This window comes from Marinobacter sp. DSM 26671 (genome assembly GCF_900112835.1).
Taxonomy (GTDB): domain Bacteria; phylum Pseudomonadota; class Gammaproteobacteria; order Pseudomonadales; family Oleiphilaceae; genus Marinobacter; species Marinobacter flavimaris.
In genome coordinates this window covers 429,935-449,085 of the sequence record NZ_FONF01000001.1, presented here as the reverse complement: position 1 = coordinate 449,085, position 19,151 = coordinate 429,935, and the positions used below count along the sequence as shown (strand labels likewise).

Genomic DNA, 19,151 nt, shown 5'->3' with positions numbered 1-19,151 from the left:
TGGTTTCACCCTCTGTGAATAGAGCTTGAATGCTTCCTTATTGGTTGTTGTTTCTTATCCCGGCCGTTGGCGTATTTTCCCCCGAACTCCTTGATGCCCGATCTCGGCAACGTGTGCTTTGGCTCATTGCGGTTGTGTTTACGTTGGCCATCGGGCTGCGATTTGAGGTAGGAGGTGATTGGTATGCCTATCTCGACTACCTGGAACGCGGCTCGGCCCTGACTTTCCCTGAGGTTTTAAAACGGGGAGATCCAGGCTACTACCTGGTGAACTGGTTGGTTGGCAGTTTGGGTGGTTCGATCTTTTGGGTGAACGGGCTGTGTGGCTTGGTGTTGATGGCCGGCGTGATCCGGTTTGCCCTTCGCCAGCCACTGCCCTGGCTGGCTCTGTTGGTGGCTGTGCCTTACCTGATTATGGTTGTGGCCATGGGGTATACCCGCCAGGCCACGGCGCTGGGGTTTGTTTTGCTGGGGTTGGTCGCGCTCGGAGACGGAAAGTTACGGGCGTTCGTGTTCTGGGTTCTGATTGCAGCAGCTTTTCATAAATCCGCTGTGCTGATGATACCCATAGCCGCTCTGGCATCCGGCGGAAACCGGATCTGGGTTGGCTTTTGGGTGGGGTTGATGACCCTGCTGGGGGGCTATCTGTTTTTGTTTGATTCTGCAGATGCACTCTGGACCAACTACGTGGAGGCGGATTATCAGTCCTCGGGCGGCTTTATCCGGGTAATGATGAATGCAGTGCCGGCCCTGTTGTTTGTTCTGCTTCGCAATCGGCTTGACCTGAAACCTTCAGAGAGCCGTCTTTGGTGGTGGATGGCGGTATTGTCCATCGTTTGTATTCCTTTGGTGCTGTTGTCCTCGACAGCGACGGATCGGGTGGCACTGTATCTGATCCCGATCCAGTTGTTCTTATTTGCTCGCTTGCACTTGATAAGTAATGATGTGTTTTGGCGCTCCATGATTGTTCTGGGTGTTGTGGCTTACTACGCACTGGTGCAGTTTGTCTGGTTGAACTTTGCCGCGCATGCCTTTGCCTGGCTTCCTTATCAAATGATCTGGCTGGTGCAATAGCCTGATTGTTCCCGGGCCTGCCCATGGCCTAACGCTGACTATCTGCTGAATTTACCTATGACTTCCCTTAATCGGCCTCCGGCTACCGCCGGAGGCCCGGTGGTGCTTGTCTCTAACACCTCATGGTATCTCTACAACTTTCGCCGCGGCACCATCCTGGCCCTGACAGCGGCCGGTTATACCGTCGTGGCTTTGTCGCCCATCGATGAATTTTCCTGCCGTCTGGAGCAGGAGTTGGGGGTGTGCCACCAGCCTCTGGCTCTGGATGGCAAGGGCACCAGTGTTCTGGGGGAGGCCCGCAGCCTCCTAGCCCTGGGGTCTGCTATCCGGCGCCTGAAACCGGCTTTCGTGTTCAATTTTACCGTCAAGGCCAATATCTATTCCGGGCTAGTGTGCCGGGCACTGGGCATTCCCTACGCCAATAACGTGTCCGGCCTGGGCACCGCCTTTATTCATGATAGCTGGCTGTTCCGCCGGGTGCGTTCGCTGTATGGCATCGCCAACCGTGGGGCCCGGCGGGTGTTCTTCCAGAACCGTGAGGACCATAACCTGTTTATGAGTCACGGGTTGCTGCGAAATACGCCAACCCACGTGCTACCCGGTTCCGGCATGGATCTCGCCCGTTTTGTCTTCAGCCCCTTGCCGCAGCCGGTTCCCTTTACCTTTGTGATGGTAGCCCGCCTGCTGGGGGATAAAGGTGTTCAGGAGTATGCCCGGGCGGCTGAACTGGTCCGTGAGAAGTACCCGCGAGCGCGCTGCCTTTTGGTGGGGCCTCTGGGGGTTTCCAACCGCACAGCGATTACCCGGGAAGAACTGGATGCCTGGGTGAAGGCCGGGTATATCGATTACCGGGGCGAGACCGACGATGTTCGCCCGTTGCTGCGCCAGGCACATGTACTGGTGTTGCCCTCATACCGGGAGGGAATGCCCCGCACGGTGCTGGAAGCGGCGGCCATGGGCCGGCCGGCCATTGTCTCGGATGTGCCGGGTTGCCGGCATGCCATTCGCGCCGGTAAGACCGGCTGGCTGTGCCAGGTTCGGGATGCGGATTCCCTGGCTGAACAGATGATTCTGGCCATTGAGCGGTCGTTTGAGCAGCTTCAGGAGGCTGGATTGGCGGCGCGGCGGCTGATGGAAGCGGAGTTTGATGAGGCGATTGTGGTGCGGGCTTATTTGCAGTGTCTCAGTGGCAGCCTGGATGTAGGCGAAGTCTCGCCGAGTAAGAACGGGGTCAGATGAAGGTTTTCATCTGACTCCTTCTACAGTTTTTTTCGTTTTTTCTTGTTTAAACATGGAGTTTTGAATGCAGGAAACCATTGCGGTTATTGGCCTTGGTTATGTGGGTTTGCCTTTGGCGGCTGCCTTTGGCTCGAAGCGCCCGGTGATCGGGTTTGATATTGATTCCGACCGGGTTCAGCAGCTGCAGAGCGGCCACGACAAAACCCGGGAAGTGTCCGGTGAGGAATTGGCAGAGGCGGTGTATCTTTCATTCACGGATCGAGTGGAAGATCTGCAGCAGTGCAGCATTTTCATTGTTACCGTGCCGACACCGATTGACCAATACAACGCTCCAGATCTCACACCACTGGTTCGCGCCAGTGAAACCCTGGGTAAGGTGCTCAAGCCCGAGGATCTGGTGATTTATGAGTCTACCGTCTACCCCGGTGCCACGGAGGAAGTCTGTGTGCCGGTGCTGGAGCGGGTGTCCGGGCTGGTCTACAACAAGGACTTCTTTGCCGGCTACAGCCCTGAGCGGATCAACCCGGGGGATAAGGAACACCGGGTTACGACCATCAAAAAGGTCACCTCCGGTTCCACCCCGGAGATTGCCGATAAAGTGGACCTGTTGTACGCGGGCATTATTACCGCCGGCACCTACATGGCCAGTTCCATCCAGGTGGCGGAAGCCGCCAAGGTGATCGAGAACACCCAGCGGGATGTGAATATCGCGCTGATGAATGAACTGGCGATGATCTTCCACCGTCTTGGCATTGATACCCACGAGGTGCTGGCGGCGGCGGGCACCAAGTGGAACTTCCTGCCGTTCAAGCCCGGCCTGGTGGGTGGCCACTGCATTGGAGTCGACCCCTACTACCTGACCCACAAGGCCCAGGCCATTGGCTACCATCCGGAGATCATTCTGGCCGGGCGGCGCATCAACGACAACATGGGGGCCTACGCCGCATCTGCCCTGATCAAGGCCATGATCCGGGCCGGGCTGACCATCGCCGGTTCCCGGGTGCTGGTGATGGGCCTGACCTTTAAAGAAAACTGCCCGGACCTGCGCAACACCCGGGTGGTGGATCTGATTGCCGAGCTGGAAGAGTTCGGCTGCCGGATTGATGTCACCGACTCCTGGGCGGAACCGGACGAGGCCCGGAAGGAATACGGTATTACCCTGGTAAGTGACCCTGAGCCAGGGCAATACGCTGCTGTGGTGCTGGCCGTCGCCCACAATGAGTATGCCTGCCTCTCCGGTGCCCAATACCGGGCACTGTTACAGGAAAACGGTCTGGTTTTTGACCTTAAAGGTGTTCTGCCCGCCGAGCATTCCGATTTGCGACTGTAAACCTTCTCTTTCTCCCCCCGCTGAAACACGGAAACCTGCTATGAAAATCGCTGTCGCCGGAACCGGCTATGTCGGTCTGTCCAATGCCGTGCTATTGGCACAAAACCACGATGTGTTTGCCCTGGATATTGATGTGGGCAAGGTCGCGATGATCAACCGCGGCGAATCGCCCATTGAGGACGATGAGATCCAGGGCTTTCTCCGGGGTGATGAGTTGTCACTGCGAGCGACAACGGATACGAGACTGGCCTATGAAGGGGCGGATTTCGTGGTGATTGCCACACCCACGGACTATGACCCACAGAGCAACTACTTCAATACCGCTTCGGTTGAAGCGGTCATCCGTGATGTGATGGCAGTGAATTCCCGGGCCACCATGGTGATCAAATCCACGGTACCCGTGGGTTATACCGCGCAGCTGCGCGACACCTTCCAGACCGACAGGATTGTGTTCTCGCCGGAATTCCTGCGTGAGGGCAGGGCGCTGTATGACAATCTGTATCCCTCCCGGATTGTGGTCGGCAGCCAGTGCATCCAGGGCCAGCATTTTGCGGAGCTGCTGCGGGAAGGCTGTCGGAATCCGGATGTGCCGGTATTGCTGACGGATTCCACGGAAGCCGAAGCCATCAAGCTGTTTGCCAATACCTACCTGGCCATGCGCGTGGCGTTTTTCAACGAGCTGGATACCTACGCCTCCTCCCATAACCTGAACACCCGCCAGATTATTGAGGGGGTATGCCTGGATGGGCGCATTGGTGCTCACTACAACAACCCCTCTTTCGGCTATGGTGGCTACTGCCTGCCCAAGGACACCAAGCAACTGCTGGCAAATTACTCCGAAGTGCCCAACAACCTGATCAAGGCAATTGTGGATGCCAACCGCACCCGCAAGGATTTCATCGCCGATGAAATCATTCGCCGCAAGCCGGCTGTGGTGGGCGTGTATCGGCTGATCATGAAAGCCGGCTCGGATAATTTCCGGGCCTCGGCCGTGCAGGGCGTGATGAAGCGCATCAAGGCAAAGGGCATTACTGTGGTGGTCTTTGAGCCGGTTCTTACTGCAAACGAGTTTTTCAAATCCGAAGTGATCCGCGACTTTCAGCAGTTTGTGGAGGTGAGCGATGTGATTATCTCCAATCGGCTGGTGCCGGAGCTGGAGCCATACAAGGATAAGGTTTATACGCGGGATTTGTTTGGGAGTGATTGAATAGCTGATAAGGCTGGTAACCTTGGGTGGTTGCTGGGTCGGTACCCTTAGGTTGGCACGGATGTGGGATCAGGGTTAGACTGGTAAAAAATACTGTTGCGGACAAATGAGGTGTTTTCGTGTTTCTGAAAAAATGGCTGATCCATGCGCTCCGCAAACACTCCGGTGAAAACGGGATCAAACACGCTCCGTTCTATGTTGCAGGTGATGGAATCGCCTATACCAAAGCGGATGAAGTGCTGAGGTCCACTGCTGTCCGGAATCAGCTTGCCGATGTCCGTAAGCTGAGGGAGCTTTCCGCCAAGGATTACCGGGGCAAGTCAGCCCAGGCATAGTCCGGCAGGCCCATATGTCTGTATTCTGCTACCTGCAACCTACATATAGGATCTGATCGGAAACAAGGATGTTTCAAGCTCTCATCGCTTTTCTTACTGTAATGTCGGGTTATGTTTTTGTGTCGACCTGGCATTGGACAAGGTATTTGCTTCTCAGACAACCGCCTCAGCGGATTTACTTTCGAGCTGCCTTTTGGGGTGTCTGGCTGTTTGTGCTTGCCTTTGCCCTTGTACTGCATTTCCGTTCATCGGTTCTCCCTCAAGAAAGCGTCTTGGCAATTTGGCCAGAGATGACATCGTCATTGCCTTGGAGCAGTGGAATCATTTCAGAGATGCTCATCGCCTCTATGATTCTTTGCCTGTCGCTGGGCTTGTTGGGCGGTTACATTTTGAATTGGGCGGAACTTATCAGGCGTTGGCCCGCTGACTGGCAATCGTCGCTGGCGGCGACCCTTGAAGGTGGCAGTTCGATACCGATCGCTCTTTATAGCCTCACCTCGCGCAGACCGTTAAAACATGCCATTGAATATCTGAACGCGGATCTCGAACGCATCCTTCTGAATGCCCTACGCGAGGAAAAACCGATTTGTCTGACGATGACCGATCGGAAGGTTTATGTGGGGTATCTGTCCGGTGCAATTGATCCGTCGGATACGAATGACATGGTCAGAATTTTGCCTTATATGAGCGGTTTCAGGAGCAAGGAGTCGCTTGAGTTGGTGATCACTGATTACTATGACCAGCTCTATGAAAAACACCAGCGCTCTGATTCGACTGGCAAAGGTGAGGAGCCTGAAGATAACCAGCCTTTGGCGACCCAGTCAGACTTCGAGGTTGCGTTGCCGACTCGGGACATTCGTTCCTGCCGTTTATTTGATACACGGCTTTACCTGAAATATCAGCGCGAGCGTTGTACGGCATTTGCCGGTTTTCACGATAGCTAGTATTCGATCAGGGTAGCATCAGTTTCCCTTACCTTTCTTGAGTTTTGTCCTACAGGCATTACCAAAGCTTTGTTCTTCATTTCTAAAGTCGCGGCGGCTTTGATCGCCCCGCTGGGCACCGCCCTGTTCTTCGGCGGCCTGGCGCTTTTTCTGGTTGCCTTTCGTTGCCGCCGGCTGGCGGTTGTGTCCGGCGGGTTTGCCATTGTCTGGCTCTTGGTCTGGGCCCTGCCGGCTGCGAGCCTTCTTCTGCGAAACGCTCTTGAAAGCCCGTACCCGTCGTTGGTCATGGCCGAGGTGCCCCAGGCATCAGCCGCCGTGGTGCTAGGTGGTGGCATTGCCCCTGCCGGGCACGATGATCTGTACCCGGACATGGGTGCCAGTGCCGACCGGGTGTGGCATGCGGCCCGGCTCTACCACGCCGGCAAGGTGCCGTTGCTGATACTGGCCGGTGGCAGTGACGCCCGGTTCAGCCGGATGTCCGAGGCTGAGGCGATGCAGCGCTTTCTTTTGGATATGGGGGTGCCGGCGTCCGCGATGTTGCTCGAGGAAAACAGCCGCACGACCCGGCAGAACGCGCAATTTGCCAGCGACTTATTGGGCAAGCGGGGCATCGGGGAGGTGATTCTGGTGACCTCCGCGCTGCATATGCCCCGTGCCGTTGCCCTGTTCCGGGCCCGGGGCCTGAAGGTGATTCCCGTGGCCGCCGACCATTCGGTAGCTAACCGGCCGGTCTGGCGGCTTTGGCTGCCTTCGGCCGCGGCGTTGGACGACAGCGGCCAGGCGTTGAAGGAATTTCTGGGGCGGTGGCTCGGGCGTTGAGGAGAATTGATTGAGGGTTGGGCATTAATTCTGCTATTCTCATAGGTGAACTTTAATCAGAGAGGTGCCTATGGCTACTGTATCTTTTGATAAAGGCTTTGTAGTCAGGGATAAAGAATCGATCGACCGGATTCACTACGATCTTAAGCACCCCCGCATCGTCAGAATTAAAAAGCGCGACTATAAAGCTGAGAGTAAACGGGGTATCAGGCTATTAAAACAACGATTGTCCAGCTTGGAGACTTGCTGAGAGAGTTCGGAGAAGATGAAACTCTGAAACTCCTCAGCAGCTTTCGTTGCTGTCGTAATCCTGATGTTGAAGACTTCCTCACCCAGCCCTCAAAAGCTATCCGCTTTGAAAAAACTGCGAACGCCAGAACTTATCTGGTGATTGACGATGCAACGGCGAAAATCCTCGGCTACTTTTCAGTGTCTTTTAAGGAACTCTTGCTGGAAGACACTGTACTCAGTAAGAGTCGGATCAAACAATTAGACGGTATAAGCAAGAATGCTGAGCGGATACGAGCATTTTTGATTGGCCAAATAGGCAAAAACACCGGTCTCGAAAAGAATCCGGTGAACCTCCTCAAACTGCTTGATGAAGTATATTCCGTAGTTTCAGCTGCTAAAGCCCTTGTCGGTGGACGTATCATTATCCTCGAGTGCGAGGACTCTCCGAAGCTTATTGAGCTGTATGAAAGGCAGGGTTTTACACTGATTGATTTGGCCGACGATGCCGAATCAACTCTCCGGACTATGTACACTCATATTTCTGAGTAATGAATGAACGGTTGGAAGAGTCGCAGGGCCTGTAGCGACGCTTTCGATACTCTGAATTTCTAAAATCCCACGTAAGCCCCCTGCTATGGTCGCTATAAGTGACCACTCAAAACGCGATTCAGGTTCCTGGCCCCGACAACATTCTTGCTTTGCGCCACTGCCCATACCTGCTTTTCCGCATTATCCGCTATCACAGGTGTCTTTACACGATGATCAATATCTCCGAACTGCTGTCTGCCTATCACCGGCTCAAGCCGGACCCGCAGGTACCAGCCCAGCGTGTTTGCTTTGGCACCTCGGGGCACCGTGGGTCATCACTGGCCCGGTCGTTTAATGAGGATCACTTGCTGGTGATTACCCAGGCGGTGGCAGACTGGCGCCGCGAGCAGGGCATTACCGGGCCCATGTTCGTGGGTCGGGATACCCATGTGCTGTCATCACCGGCACTGGACACGGTGGTGGAGGTGCTGGTGGCCAACGGGGTTGAGGTTCGCCTGGAAGCCTGCGGTGGCTATACGCCGACGCCGCTGGTGTCGTTTGCCATTCTCGACCATAACCAGGGCGCGCCTTATCTGGATTCCGGCCAGGCGGGACTGGCGGACGGGCTGATTATCACGCCTTCCCACAATCCGCCGGAGGACGGTGGCATCAAGTACAACGGCCCGGATGGCGGCCCGGCAGGCACCGGTGTGACAGCCTGGATTGAAACCCGGGCCAATGAACTGCTGGCGGGCGGCCATGGCAGTGTGCAGCGGATGTCTCTGCCGTTGGCGAAGAAACAGGCCACGCCCTGGGATTTTGTGACGCCTTACGTTGAGGCGCTGGAGCAGGTTGTCGACCTGGCCGCGATTCGCACCGCGAATCTTAAACTGGCGGTTGACCCCATGGGCGGCGCGGCGCTCAGGGTATGGGATGCCATTGCCGAGCGGCATGATCTGGGGATTGATGTTGTGAACCGGAACCTGGGCGGGGATTTCTCGTTTATGCCGCCGGACCACGATGGCAAAATCCGCATGGACTGCTCCAGCCCCCATGCCATGGGCAATATTCTGGCCATGACCACAAGCTACGATCTGGCCTTCGGTAATGACCCGGACGCCGACCGCCACGGCATTGCCGATACCCAGGGGCTGATGAACCCGAACCGGTTCCTGGCGGTGTGTGTGAATTATCTGCTCTCGCACCGGCCATCCTGGCCCCGTTCATTAAAGGTAGGCAAGACCCTGGTCTCCTCCGGCCTGATTGACCGGATGGCCGGAGATCATGGCCATGAGGTGTATGAGGTGCCTGTGGGCTTCAAGTGGTTTGTAGAGGGGCTGGCCAGTGGCGAGCTGGCGTTTGCCGGTGAGGAAAGCGCCGGGGCCAGTTTTCTGACGTTTAACGGTGAGCCCTGGAGTACCGACAAGGACGGCATTGTGATGTGCCTGCTGGCGGCGGAAATTCTGGCGGTGACTGGCAAAACGCCTTCGGCCTATTACCAGGCCTTGATGGCCCGTGACCGCCCCTCCCATTATCGCCGCATTGATGTGCCTGCTACAGACCGCCACAAGACCCGCCTGGCCGCCCTGGGGCCGGGCGACATTGATACCGACTACCTGGCGGGTGATCCGATTGAGGCGGTGCTTACCCATGCTCCGGGCAATGGCGCGCCTATCGGAGGGATCAAAGTGTCCACCCGCAACGGCTGGTTTGCCGCGCGCCCCAGTGGCACCGAAGCGTTATTCAAGATTTACGCGGAAAGTTTTGTGGATGAGCTGCACCTGGAAAGCCTGCTGGGTGAAGCCCGGTTGCTCCTGAACACCTGATAGCTGGACATAGTTATGTGCGGAATTGTTGGCGCGGTAAGCGCTTCGAACGTGGTGCCGTTTCTGATTGGTGGCCTGAAAACACTGGAATACCGGGGTTACGATTCCGCCGGGCTGGCCCTGGTCAATGACGAACTGGTGCGCCTGCGGGCGGTGGGCCGGGTATCCCGGCTGGAAGAACGGGTGGCGGAGCAGGGCGTCTCGGGGTCTTTGGGTATCGCCCACACCCGCTGGGCCACCCATGGCGGCCCGGAGGAGCGCAATGCCCACCCCCATGTTTCCGGCGGCCTGGCAGTTGTGCACAACGGCATTATCGAGAACCATGAAGCGTTGCGCGAGCAGCTGCGGGCTCTGGGCTATGCCTTCACCTCGGATACCGACACCGAAACCGTAGCCCACCTGATTCAGGCCTGCCTGGATGGGGAGATCGGCGAAGGCTATGGTGATCTGTTTGCGGCTGTGCGCTATACGGTCACCCGGCTGGAGGGGGCCTACGCACTGGCGGTGGTACGGGTGTGTGAGCCAGGGAGTATGGTGCTGGCGCGGGAGGGCTCGCCGCTGATGATTGGCATGGCTGAGGATGGGTTTTACGCCGCCTCGGATGCCTCTGCACTGGTAACGGTGACCCGCAAGATCATGTATCTGGAGAACGGCGACGTGGCGCGGGTGACCCTGGACGGGGTTGAGATGACCGATGAGCAGGGGCGAAGTATAACCCGGCGGGTGGTTCAGTCGGGTGTGGATGCCGGAGCCGTGGTGCTGGGCGGCTTTGACCACTTCATGAAGAAGGAGATCTTCGAGCAGCCCCGCGCCCTGGGCAATACCCTGGAGATGTTAGGAAACGATAAAGCCTTCGATGCCCGGTGTTTCGGCGTGGGGGCGGTCCGGTTGATTGCGGCGGTGGATTCGGTATTGATCCTGGCCTGCGGCACCTCTTCTTATGCCGGGTTGACGGCCCGTTACTGGCTGGAGGCCATTGCCGGCATCCCCTGCACCGTGGAAGTTGCCAGTGAATACCGATACCGCCAATCGGTAGCCAGGGCCAGTCAGCTGGTTGTGGTGATCTCCCAGTCCGGAGAAACCGCCGATACACTAGCGGCTCTGGAGCACGCGAAAGCCATCGGACATCACCGTACCCTGGCGATCTGTAACGTGCCGGAATCGTCCCTCACCCGCGCGACGGCCCTGAACTTTATTACCCGGGCCGGCCCGGAAATAGGGGTGGCATCCACCAAGGCTTTCACTACGCAGCTGGCGGCCTTGTTTCTTCTTACGTTGTTGCTGGCACGGCACCGTGGTTCGCTGACAGGGGATAACGAGCGGCGGTATCTCAAGGAGCTGCGGCATCTGCCGGTGGCGGTGGAAAAAGTGCTGGCCCTGGAACCACAGATCAAGACCATGGCGCAGCAGTTTGCCGACAAGCATCACGCGCTGTTCCTGGGCCGTGGCCATCACTACCCGATTGCCCTGGAAGGCGCCCTTAAACTGAAGGAGATATCCTACATTCACGCTGAAGCCTATCCTGCCGGTGAGCTCAAGCATGGCCCGCTGGCGTTGGTGGATGCCAATATGCCGGTGGTGGTTGTGGCGCCCAATGATGACCTCCTGGAAAAGCTGAAGGCGAATATGCAGGAGGTGCGTGCCCGGGGCGGAATGCTGTATGTGTTTGCCGACGCAGACAGTCAGGTACAGGATGAGCCGGGTGTATCCGTATTGCGGATGCCGGAGCACTATGGGGTTTTGTCGCCGGTCCTGCATGTAGTTGCACTGCAGTTGCTGGCCTATCACGTGGCGTTGATGAAAGGTACCGATGTCGATAAACCCCGCAATTTAGCCAAAAGCGTGACCGTAGAGTGACCGGGCGCAGCGGTTGCGCTTGATTCGTTTGCGGTGAGTTTTTAATCGATATCTCAACCACGCCGGCCTATGGACGCGGTGTGGTTTTATTTTGTCTACACTGTACTTGATATGCGTATACTATGCGTTGTATCGTATTCGAAATATGTTCGTTTTCTCTGTGCTTCCTGAATCCGCGTGGTATCAAACCCGTGCGGTAGCGTGCCCGTTTACCGGAAATCGGCATCAGGCATCCACTCAATCCTTACCCTCAATCTGCGTACCCAATGAATCTGAACGTCCGCAACCTTGATTACTCGGTTGCTGTATTCGGCCAGGTAGACAACTTGTCTGATGTGAAGGACAAGTTGTATCCGGCCCGTGAGCATCATCCGGGCGCCAAAAAAAGCAGTGTTGGCGAGACCCTGAGCCTGGCATGTTCCGCGTGGGGTATTGATCGCACGCTGGATTTTCTCCGTGGGCCCTTTGTGTTGGTGATCCGCGACAGGCTGCGGGGCACCGTCACCCTGGCCCGGGACCGGTTCGGTGAGCAGCCGTTTTACTACGGTTTCGTGGATGGTGAGCTGGCTTGCGGTACTCACCCTGCTGATTTGTTTGTGGACAGCCAGCATACGCCGGAACTGGATATGGATGTGTTGCCGGCGTTTCTGGAATTCGGTCAGGTTCCGGCAGGCGAATGTCTTCTATCCCGAGTTCACAAGCTGCCGCCCGGTGGTCTTGTTGACTATTCAGCGTTTGATCTATCACAGGGTCGGCATCCTGAGCCCAGGCTGTGGTGGTCGGCGTATCTGGATGTGGAATCCGCCCGGGCCAGGGAGCCCTATGGCGATCTGGCCAGTGCGGTATACCGCTGTACTGACAGGGTGTCGTTGTCAGTTGATGCTTATCTGCGCGGGACAGGCCCTTGTGGCGTCCTGCTGGATGACGGTGTGCCAGGCTCGCTGATTGCCGCGTACATGCAGCGGGATTCCCTGCTTCCGGTGCCGAGTTTCTCCCTGGAACTGGAATCCGGCTCCCGGTCAACCCTACCCGGTCTGGGCCGGGTGACGGCGGATCATCTCGGTACCCGGCACACCACGTTCAGCTTTTCTGATACAGCCGTGTGCGACTGGATTGCCGGTGGGCTGGCCGATGACGGGATTGTGGCGCCGGAGCCGTGCGGGCGGCCGGAACTGCTGCCGGCCCGTTTGTTACGACAGTATGCCGCCCGGGAAGTGCCCCGTTTACTGGCGGGCGAGGGAGCTGCGGCGCTGTTTGGTGGCCGCCCGGATCATGTCCGGCTGCCCCGGATTTGGCAGAGGATTTCCGGAATGTCTCTCTCTGCACGTCGGCTGATAAGCCAGACGCTGGCCCTGTGGCCCTCTCGGGGGCCGGCAGGTTTAGCCGCCAGCTCGTTCCGGGAGTTCTGTGAGGCGCGCAGAGCGGTCAATCCTGCCATAAGGCCCTTCCTGTCTCCGGATATCGACTCCTTGCCCCGATCACAACTTCCCCGTGGATTGAGTGAATTAACCGATCAGGAATGGTTGCTGTTGTCGGACCTGATCGGGAATTTGCCCGGGGAGCTGGACAGCCTTTCGGTGATGAAAACGGAGCAATCCGCGCCTTTGGTGCGTTACCCCTTCCTGGATCCGCGGATTCTATACCTTGCCTGGCGTATCCCGGTGTCTGTGCGAATGCGCGATGGTGAGCCGGCCTGGCCGCTGAAAGAGGCGCTGTTCTGGGAGGTGCCCCGTGCTGCGGTGGAGGGGTGTGGCGGAGCGGCGAGAGTGGATATTGGCCGCCTGCTGCTGGGTCCGCTTCGGGACTGGGCAGAGGAGCTTCTCAGCCCGGGTAGTCTGGCCGATGTGCCCGCGTTGGAACCTGGTGCCGTTCGCCGTTTATGGAAAAACCACCTTCGCCGAAACGGCAATTATTCACAGGCACTGTGGCCGATGCTGCAGTTGGTCGCCTGGCAACGAAACCTGAAACAGTTACAAAGGGCACGCTTTTCGGCTGGCTGCCTGACGATTGGCGATGAGGTAAGGATGTATGAGTAAAGCGTTCAACAAATGCCAGACGCAGTTGCGGGAGTCGCCAAAAGCCTGGCTGGTGACCGGCGTTGCAGGGTTTATCGGCTCCAACCTTCTGGAGTGGTTGCTGGAGAATAAGCAGCGGGTAGTGGGGCTGGACAACTACGCCACCGGGCATCCGGAGAATCTGGCGGAAGTCCGGGATGCGGTCGGCGCGTCCAACTGGAAGAACTTTTTGTTTATTGAAGGGGACATCCGGGATCTGCAGACCTGCCGGGACGCGGTGCGGGGCGTGGATTACGTGTTGCATCAGGCGGCGTTGGGTTCGGTACCCCGTTCCCTGGATGATCCGTTGACCAGTCATGACGCCAATATCAACGGCTTTCTGAACATGTTGGTAGCGGCCCGGGATGAGGGGGTCGAAAGTTTCACTTACGCAGCGTCCAGCTCTACCTACGGGGATCATCCCGCGTTGCCGAAAGTGGAAGATCGTATCGGCGAGCCGCTGTCGCCCTACGCGGTGACCAAGCTGGTCAATGAGCTGTATGCCAGCGTGTTCGCGCGCAACTACGGGTTCAGGGCGATAGGGTTGCGTTACTTCAATGTATTTGGTCCGCGCCAGGACCCCGACGGCCCTTATGCGGCTGTTATTCCCCGATGGGTGGACGCCATGCTCGCGGACAAGCGCTTGACCATCAATGGCGATGGCGAAACCAGCCGGGATTTCTGCTACGTGGCCAATGCCGTGCAGGCCAATATCCTGGCGGCCATGGCCAGCGAGGAAGCCAGGGATCAGGTTTATAACGTGGCGGTGGGGGACCGGACCAGCCTGAATGAATTGTTTGATTCCCTGGCGTGCGAAATGGCCGCCCTAAAGCGCGACTACAGCCGTTCACCGCTTTACGGCGATTTCCGGCCGGGGGATGTTCGTCATTCCCAGGCCGATATCAGCAAGATCCGGGAATACCTTGGCTTCCAGCCTACCCACGATATACGAGCCGGTCTCGCTGCTGCATTGCCCTGGTATCTCAGCCACACGAGCTGAGCGCCTGCCACGTTGTTCCTCGTTTTCCGGTGCTCTCCCTTTTAGCGCCGCCTTTTGACCAACAGACCATCAAACCAACCTTTCTCGGGTGAACCGGAAGCTGCCTATGCAGGCAGTTTCCGGCTTGCCATGGACAGCTTGCGCCTGGAGATTTTATGTTTTCTGCCCTCGAACTCGGCTTTCTTGCCGCAACGCTCGCCTGCGGCTCACTGCTGGCCCTTAAGCCATTGGCACCTGTTGTGGGGCTTATTGACCGGCCCGGCGAACGGAAGCATCACAATGGACTGGTTCCATTGATCGGCGGGGTCAGCGCCTTTCTGGGACTGATTCTGGCGTGGTTCCTGTTGATGCCACTCACGGACGGCTACGGAGTGTTCTGGCTGTGTTCTCTGGCCCTGGTGATGGTGGGGGCCGCAGATGACGCCCTGGATATTCCGGCGAGGATACGGCTTGTCGTTCAAGTTGTGCTGGGCGGTTTACTGGTGATGTATTCCGGCGTTTATATCACCCACCTGGGTGATCTGGTGGGTCACGGTGTGGTTGAGCTGGGATGGCTTGGGCCCCTTGTTACTATCGCCGCCATTATCGGAGCCACCAATGCCTACAACATGGTGGACGGCATCGATGGCCTGGCCGGCAGCCTTTCCCTGGTTACCCTGGCAGCCCTGGTGTTGCTTTACATGCCTGCCGGATTGGAGATGGAAGTAGCTTTGGCCGCCGGTCTGGCCCTGGCACTGGTGCCTTATATGATGGCGAACCTGAAAATACGCCCCTGGCGCAGAAAGGTGTTTATGGGTGATGCCGGTTCGATGTTTATCGGGTTTGCTGTGGTTTGGCTGCTGGCGAAAGGTGTTAATCCGGAGGCGGGTGCGATGCGACCAGTGACGGCATTATGGCTGGTGGCTGTGCCGCTGATGGATATGGTGGCGATCATGCTTCGACGGCTATCCCGTGGCCAGTCTGTCATGATCGCGGACCGGGAGCATCTGCATCATATTTTTATGAGAGCCGGGTTTACCGATCGCGAGACGCTTGGGCTCATAACCGGCAGTGCAGCGTTGTTGGCAGGGGTCGGCCTCCTGGGTGAATATTTTCAGGTACCTGAGGTGGCGATGCTAGCCTTGTTCTTGGCGCTGTTCCTGCTATATGAGCGTGTCTTGAGGAATGGCTGGCGTATTCGAATGCGCTACCGCAGGCATTAGACTCTGTAACCATTCAGCCGGCACACAAAGGTATACTAAAAATGTTTACAAATGATCAGGGGTGAGTAATAATGATTTTGCCTTTAAGTTGAAATCCCGTTCGTTTACACGCAGCGGTCGGGATCACTCACTTACCCTTGGCAACCCCTTGAAAGCCCTCCCCAACCCGCCAAACCCTTCTCCGGGGAGGGTCCTTTTTGGAGTTGATTGGTGTTACCTTATTTCAGGTCACGCATCTCCTTACTGATCAGTGCTATTAGTTCATTTTCGGCGCTCGTTCCGCCTTGCATTGCATCGCTGTACCGCGCGTCGGTATTGCTTTCGTGGTTGTGGCGTAACTGGGTCAGTCGGGTCAGGTTCGGAAGTCGTCGCTGGGAATAAAGTTGCGCATAGATCAGTGTGATCGCGTTGGCCCGACGCAGACGCAGATAGTCCCGGTCAGGTAGCTCTCTGAATCGTTTCTCATCGACGCGCAGCAGATCCGGTCCTGTTCCTGGCAAGCTGAGTTGCGCAGAAAAACTCTCCCAGGGTGCCAGCAGTCCATGTCGGTCCAGCTCACGGATGGCCGCAGATAGTTTTCGTCGCCCTTCCTGAACCTTGACCAGGAATGCGCGTGTTTTGGTGAGTAGGGGTGAGAGGTTTCCGGAGGCATCGAAGAAGGGCTGTCCTTCATAGTTATCAAGGACCAGGCCTGAGTTCTCCCTTATGGCAAGCATTGCTTGTTGGTCAGCAGTAATGTCGAAGGGGTAACCTCTCAATATCGCCGGAATATAGCCTGATTGCCACTGGCCATCCGATGTGACACAGGCGTTACCGGTGTGTGGATTGCCGATCATGCCGAGTGCCTGCCAGCTGTTCTCAGTAAACTGGAAAGCGAAGGGTAGGTGATCTGCGAAGGTAATGATTTCAGCATCTGTGAGTTTGACGAGGTACTCATCATTGGCGAAGTGGAACCCTTGTGGTGCTCTCCAGGTTTTTCCGCCATGACGCGCCTGGGTAATGACCTCAGCGCCAGGTTCGAGAGTATTACGCATCAGTCCGGCCCCCTGCTATCATCTGCGCGTCTTGGCGGGCTCTCCGGTAGCTTTTTTGGGTATGCATCGAGGCCTGTGAAAGGCGAAAACTCAGTTGCCTGACGATCAGGCGGACTTCATGAATGTTTAAGGGATTGGCGACAACTACATCCGCCCCCCAGCGCCAGGCTCTGAGCCTTTCAGCTAGCCGGTTGCTCCGCATTGCCATGATGATAGCAACCGATTGCGCATAGCGGTCCCGTATATGTCGGGTACAGATATGGGCTCCTTCCCCTGGCAGAGCGCAGTCGATGAGGGCAAGGTGCCACTCTCTCGTGTCCAGCAACTCAGCCATTTGCTTTGGTGTGTCCACCTGGCAGATTCTGAATGTTTGCGCCACCAGATGTTTTGCAAGTGCCTCACTCCGGCCTCCGAGTTCGCCAACGATAATCACTCCGGTTTTTTTCATTTTTTCTACCCCTGAACGATTGGCATGGCTTGCCTTTCTTACTGAGAAGCCTGCAAAAAGAGTACTAAAAAACAAATATATACTCAATTGTAGTGTTGCTTGTTTCTTGGCTTATGTAGAAGAGATTCTTACGCTTACGACCCTTGCTACTGAGTTTGGCACGGGACCCCTGGCAGTTGGCGACGTAGAGCGCACCGACGCAGAGTTGAGTGCGGCCCGCCAATTCGCGAGTGATTACGCAAAAGATCTTGCTGTTGGTGAGGGCGGTGCACTTTCCGGTGTGAGTGTCGATGGTGACACCTTGACGTTCTATGGCCAGGCCGGTGAAACACCGGAGGTATCGGCCGGTGGTGATCAGGCAGCCGCTATTGTGAATAGCGGCCTGGTTACCGTTGTGGATGTTGTTTTCCCGAGTGATGCAGACGGATTCCTCGAAGAGGAAATCGCGGTGGTACGGCCTATGGTGCGCGATAATCTGTCACCCAGGACACGCCTGTTGGAGCTTCAGCGGCAAGTTGAAAGTGCCCGTGGCGACCGGGACCAGGCAATCTCTGCCATCGATCAGGCGTCATCCGGCATTGAGGAGCTACAGACTGAAATTGAAAATGCCCGTGCGGCCTACGAACTGCGGGCCATGGAAGAGCTCAATACTGTGGTGGCCGAGCAAAGTGAACTGCTTGAATCGCTTCCCCGACTGCGAGAGCGGGTGAGCCGTACCGTGATTCGTGCCCCCATGGAAGGTATTGTCAGCCGCTTGAACTTCCGGACTCCAGGGGGGTATGTGAATACTGGCGATACCATCCTTGAGTTGGTTCCTACCGGGGAGGATCTGATGGTTCAGGCCCGGATCATGCCCAAGGATATATCCCGCATTCGCATGGACGATGCCGTTCGTATCCGCCTGTCTGCTTACGATTCGGCCAAATACGGTTCTGTGGATGGCCGCGTTATTCGCATTAGCCCGGATGCGGTGGTGGGTGAAAAGAGAGAAGGTCAGAGCTACTATCTGGTTGACGTGGCTATCGAGGGCGAACTGATACTGGAAGAAACAGGTAAAGCGGTGACCTTTATTCCTGGCATGACGGCAACGGTCGATGTGCTTTCCGGAAAACGGACCGTGCTGGAGTATTTCTGGGAGCCTATCGCCAAGGTTCAGGAACTGGCTTTACGGGACTGAGATAATGGCGCAATCGGGCTATGCAATCACCTGGATGTCTGACAGCGCATAGCCCATGTTCCTGAACGTCTTGATCGACAGTTCATTCCCCGATTTGGATTTGACTTTAGCCCTGAGGCGACTGACGACCACGTCCAGTCGGCGGGTGTCCTCCGGGGCACCACCCGGAGCCATTATGTCGATTAACGTTTGTCTGTTTACGACGCGTCCGCAGTTCTCAGCCAGCGCCGAGATCACCCGGGATTCAGAACCTGTCAGGTTGATGCGTTGCCCGTTGGGGCTTGCCAGTACCCCACTACCCGGGTAAAAGGCCCAGGCTCCGGTATCGTCAATTGTCGAATTGCTCAGCCTCAGGCGTTGATAGATTTGCCATGCCACCGCTTCCAGCTCCTCTAAATCTACCGGCCTTTCAAGGCACGCATCCGCTCCAACATTCATAGCGCGAATCCGCGATTTTGGCCCCCCGTCTCTCAAGAGCACGATGACGCCTGCCTGATAACCATATATTCGGCGTACTTGCGTAACAATTCCCTCACCGCTACCACCAAGGTACTCCGAGTCAAGGACGACGACATGGTAGGCGGGAGCTTTCAGCTCTTGCATCATCACATCTGAGGTCGTGACCGTTGTCGACTGAAACCCACGGAAACGAAAAAAATCTACCAGATTGGTCATCTCTCCGCCCGGAGCTTCTGCCACCAGCACGCGAAGAATTTGTTGGGGTTTGAACATGAGCCTTACCGATCTCCCTGAACTGCATTTCCGTTGAGGCGCATGACGCCTTCAGTCTTTTGTAAGGTTACAACCGACAGGACCGTCCTGTCTGTAAGTTTTTGCAACAAAATTA

Annotated in this window: 17 protein-coding genes; 14 read left to right on the top strand and 3 right to left on the bottom strand. The window is 56.7% G+C overall.

Annotation, left to right across the window (positions count from 1 at the left end):
- The first annotated feature begins 29 nt into the window (after positions 1-29).
- From BM035_RS01775 to wecA, 13 genes are all read left to right on the top strand, one after another.
- On the top strand, positions 30-1,073 hold the full coding sequence (locus BM035_RS01775; protein ID WP_092030005.1) for an EpsG family protein: 1,044 nt from the start codon (positions 30-32) through the stop codon (positions 1,071-1,073).
- A 102-nt stretch (positions 1,074-1,175) separates the two neighbouring features.
- Complete coding sequence (locus BM035_RS01770; protein WP_254775341.1) at positions 1,176-2,312, top strand: glycosyltransferase family 4 protein; 1,137 nt, start codon at positions 1,176-1,178, stop codon at positions 2,310-2,312.
- 64 nt (positions 2,313-2,376) lie between these two features.
- Positions 2,377-3,642: a Vi polysaccharide biosynthesis UDP-N-acetylglucosamine C-6 dehydrogenase TviB gene (gene tviB, locus BM035_RS01765; protein WP_092030001.1), complete on the top strand. Its 1,266-nt coding sequence runs from the start codon at positions 2,377-2,379 to the stop codon at positions 3,640-3,642.
- Between the two features lie 40 nt (positions 3,643-3,682).
- Positions 3,683-4,849, top strand: coding sequence for a nucleotide sugar dehydrogenase (locus BM035_RS01760; protein WP_092029999.1), 1,167 nt, complete (start codon positions 3,683-3,685; stop codon positions 4,847-4,849).
- 119 nt (positions 4,850-4,968) lie between these two features.
- Complete coding sequence (locus BM035_RS01755; RefSeq protein WP_092029997.1) at positions 4,969-5,184, top strand: hypothetical protein; 216 nt, start codon at positions 4,969-4,971, stop codon at positions 5,182-5,184.
- A gap of 68 nt (positions 5,185-5,252) precedes the next feature.
- Positions 5,253-6,128, top strand: coding sequence for a hypothetical protein (locus tag BM035_RS01750; protein WP_139216007.1), 876 nt, complete (start codon positions 5,253-5,255; stop codon positions 6,126-6,128).
- Between the two features lie 69 nt (positions 6,129-6,197).
- The gene (locus BM035_RS01745; protein WP_254775339.1) at positions 6,198-6,947 is read left to right on the top strand and encodes a YdcF family protein; all 750 of its coding nucleotides are present in this window, start codon (positions 6,198-6,200) and stop codon (positions 6,945-6,947) included.
- 243 nt (positions 6,948-7,190) lie between these two features.
- Positions 7,191-7,727, top strand: a complete 537-nt coding sequence (locus BM035_RS01735) for an acetyltransferase (RefSeq protein ID WP_217646295.1) — start codon at positions 7,191-7,193, stop codon at positions 7,725-7,727.
- A 209-nt stretch (positions 7,728-7,936) separates the two neighbouring features.
- Positions 7,937-9,532 carry an alpha-D-glucose phosphate-specific phosphoglucomutase gene (locus BM035_RS01730; RefSeq protein WP_092029992.1) on the top strand — a complete coding sequence of 532 codons (1,596 nt, stop codon included), beginning with the start codon at positions 7,937-7,939 and terminating at the stop codon, positions 9,530-9,532.
- Between the two features lie 15 nt (positions 9,533-9,547).
- The gene (gene glmS / locus BM035_RS01725; RefSeq protein ID WP_092029990.1) at positions 9,548-11,389 is read left to right on the top strand and encodes a glutamine--fructose-6-phosphate transaminase (isomerizing); all 1,842 of its coding nucleotides are present in this window, start codon (positions 9,548-9,550) and stop codon (positions 11,387-11,389) included.
- Positions 11,390-11,655: 266 nt separating this feature from the next.
- Complete coding sequence (locus BM035_RS01720) at positions 11,656-13,425, top strand: asparagine synthase-related protein (RefSeq protein ID WP_092029989.1); 1,770 nt, start codon at positions 11,656-11,658, stop codon at positions 13,423-13,425.
- Positions 13,418-14,443, top strand: a complete 1,026-nt coding sequence (locus BM035_RS01715; RefSeq protein ID WP_092029987.1) for an SDR family oxidoreductase — start codon at positions 13,418-13,420, stop codon at positions 14,441-14,443. Before BM035_RS01720 ends, BM035_RS01715 begins: the two co-directional genes overlap by 8 nt.
- A 155-nt stretch (positions 14,444-14,598) precedes the next feature.
- Positions 14,599-15,645 (top strand): UDP-N-acetylglucosamine--undecaprenyl-phosphate N-acetylglucosaminephosphotransferase, encoded by a 1,047-nt coding sequence (wecA, locus tag BM035_RS01710; protein ID WP_092029985.1) that lies wholly within the window; start codon positions 14,599-14,601, stop codon positions 15,643-15,645.
- A 218-nt stretch (positions 15,646-15,863) separates the two neighbouring features.
- On the opposite strand, the gene BM035_RS01705 is transcribed toward wecA, so the two are convergent.
- Both BM035_RS01705 and BM035_RS22755 read right to left on the bottom strand, forming a co-directional pair.
- Positions 15,864-16,679, bottom strand: coding sequence for a SapC family protein (locus tag BM035_RS01705; protein WP_092029983.1), 816 nt, complete (start codon positions 16,677-16,679; stop codon positions 15,864-15,866).
- Positions 16,672-17,127 carry a response regulator transcription factor gene (locus BM035_RS22755; RefSeq protein ID WP_092030108.1) on the bottom strand — a complete coding sequence of 152 codons (456 nt, stop codon included), beginning with the start codon at positions 17,125-17,127 and terminating at the stop codon, positions 16,672-16,674. The genes BM035_RS01705 and BM035_RS22755 overlap by 8 nt, the downstream gene beginning before the upstream one ends.
- Positions 17,128-17,233: 106 nt before the next feature.
- Here BM035_RS22755 and BM035_RS01695 point away from each other — a divergent pair, with 106 nt between their 5' ends.
- Entirely contained in the window at positions 17,234-18,304 is a 1,071-nt protein-coding gene (locus BM035_RS01695) for an HlyD family type I secretion periplasmic adaptor subunit (protein WP_217646293.1), read from the top strand.
- Positions 18,305-18,322: 18 nt separating this feature from the next.
- On the opposite strand, the gene BM035_RS01690 is transcribed toward BM035_RS01695, so the two are convergent.
- Positions 18,323-19,036 carry a response regulator transcription factor gene (locus BM035_RS01690; RefSeq protein ID WP_092029980.1) on the bottom strand — a complete coding sequence of 238 codons (714 nt, stop codon included), beginning with the start codon at positions 19,034-19,036 and terminating at the stop codon, positions 18,323-18,325.
- Positions 19,037-19,151: the final 115 nt, after the last annotated feature.

Bases quoted from the DNA above. Each gene is read 5' to 3' on its own strand.
- BM035_RS01775 (WP_092030005.1), top strand. From the start codon at position 30: ATGCTTCCTTATTGGTTGTTGTTTCTTATCCCGGCCGTTGGCGTATTT.
- tviB (WP_092030001.1), top strand. From the start codon at position 2,377: ATGCAGGAAACCATTGCGGTTATTGGCCTTGGTTATGTGGGTTTGCCT.
- BM035_RS01760 (WP_092029999.1), top strand. From the start codon at position 3,683: ATGAAAATCGCTGTCGCCGGAACCGGCTATGTCGGTCTGTCCAATGCC.
- BM035_RS01750 (WP_139216007.1), top strand. From the start codon at position 5,253: ATGTTTCAAGCTCTCATCGCTTTTCTTACTGTAATGTCGGGTTATGTT.
- BM035_RS01730 (WP_092029992.1), top strand. From the start codon at position 7,937: ATGATCAATATCTCCGAACTGCTGTCTGCCTATCACCGGCTCAAGCCG.
- glmS (WP_092029990.1), top strand. From the start codon at position 9,548: ATGTGCGGAATTGTTGGCGCGGTAAGCGCTTCGAACGTGGTGCCGTTT.
- BM035_RS01720 (WP_092029989.1), top strand. From the start codon at position 11,656: ATGAATCTGAACGTCCGCAACCTTGATTACTCGGTTGCTGTATTCGGC.
- BM035_RS01715 (WP_092029987.1), top strand. From the start codon at position 13,418: ATGAGTAAAGCGTTCAACAAATGCCAGACGCAGTTGCGGGAGTCGCCA.
- wecA (WP_092029985.1), top strand. From the start codon at position 14,599: ATGTTTTCTGCCCTCGAACTCGGCTTTCTTGCCGCAACGCTCGCCTGC.
- BM035_RS01705 (WP_092029983.1), bottom strand. From the start codon at position 16,679: ATGCGTAATACTCTCGAACCTGGCGCTGAGGTCATTACCCAGGCGCGT.
- BM035_RS22755 (WP_092030108.1), bottom strand. From the start codon at position 17,127: ATGAAAAAAACCGGAGTGATTATCGTTGGCGAACTCGGAGGCCGGAGT.
- BM035_RS01690 (WP_092029980.1), bottom strand. From the start codon at position 19,036: ATGTTCAAACCCCAACAAATTCTTCGCGTGCTGGTGGCAGAAGCTCCG.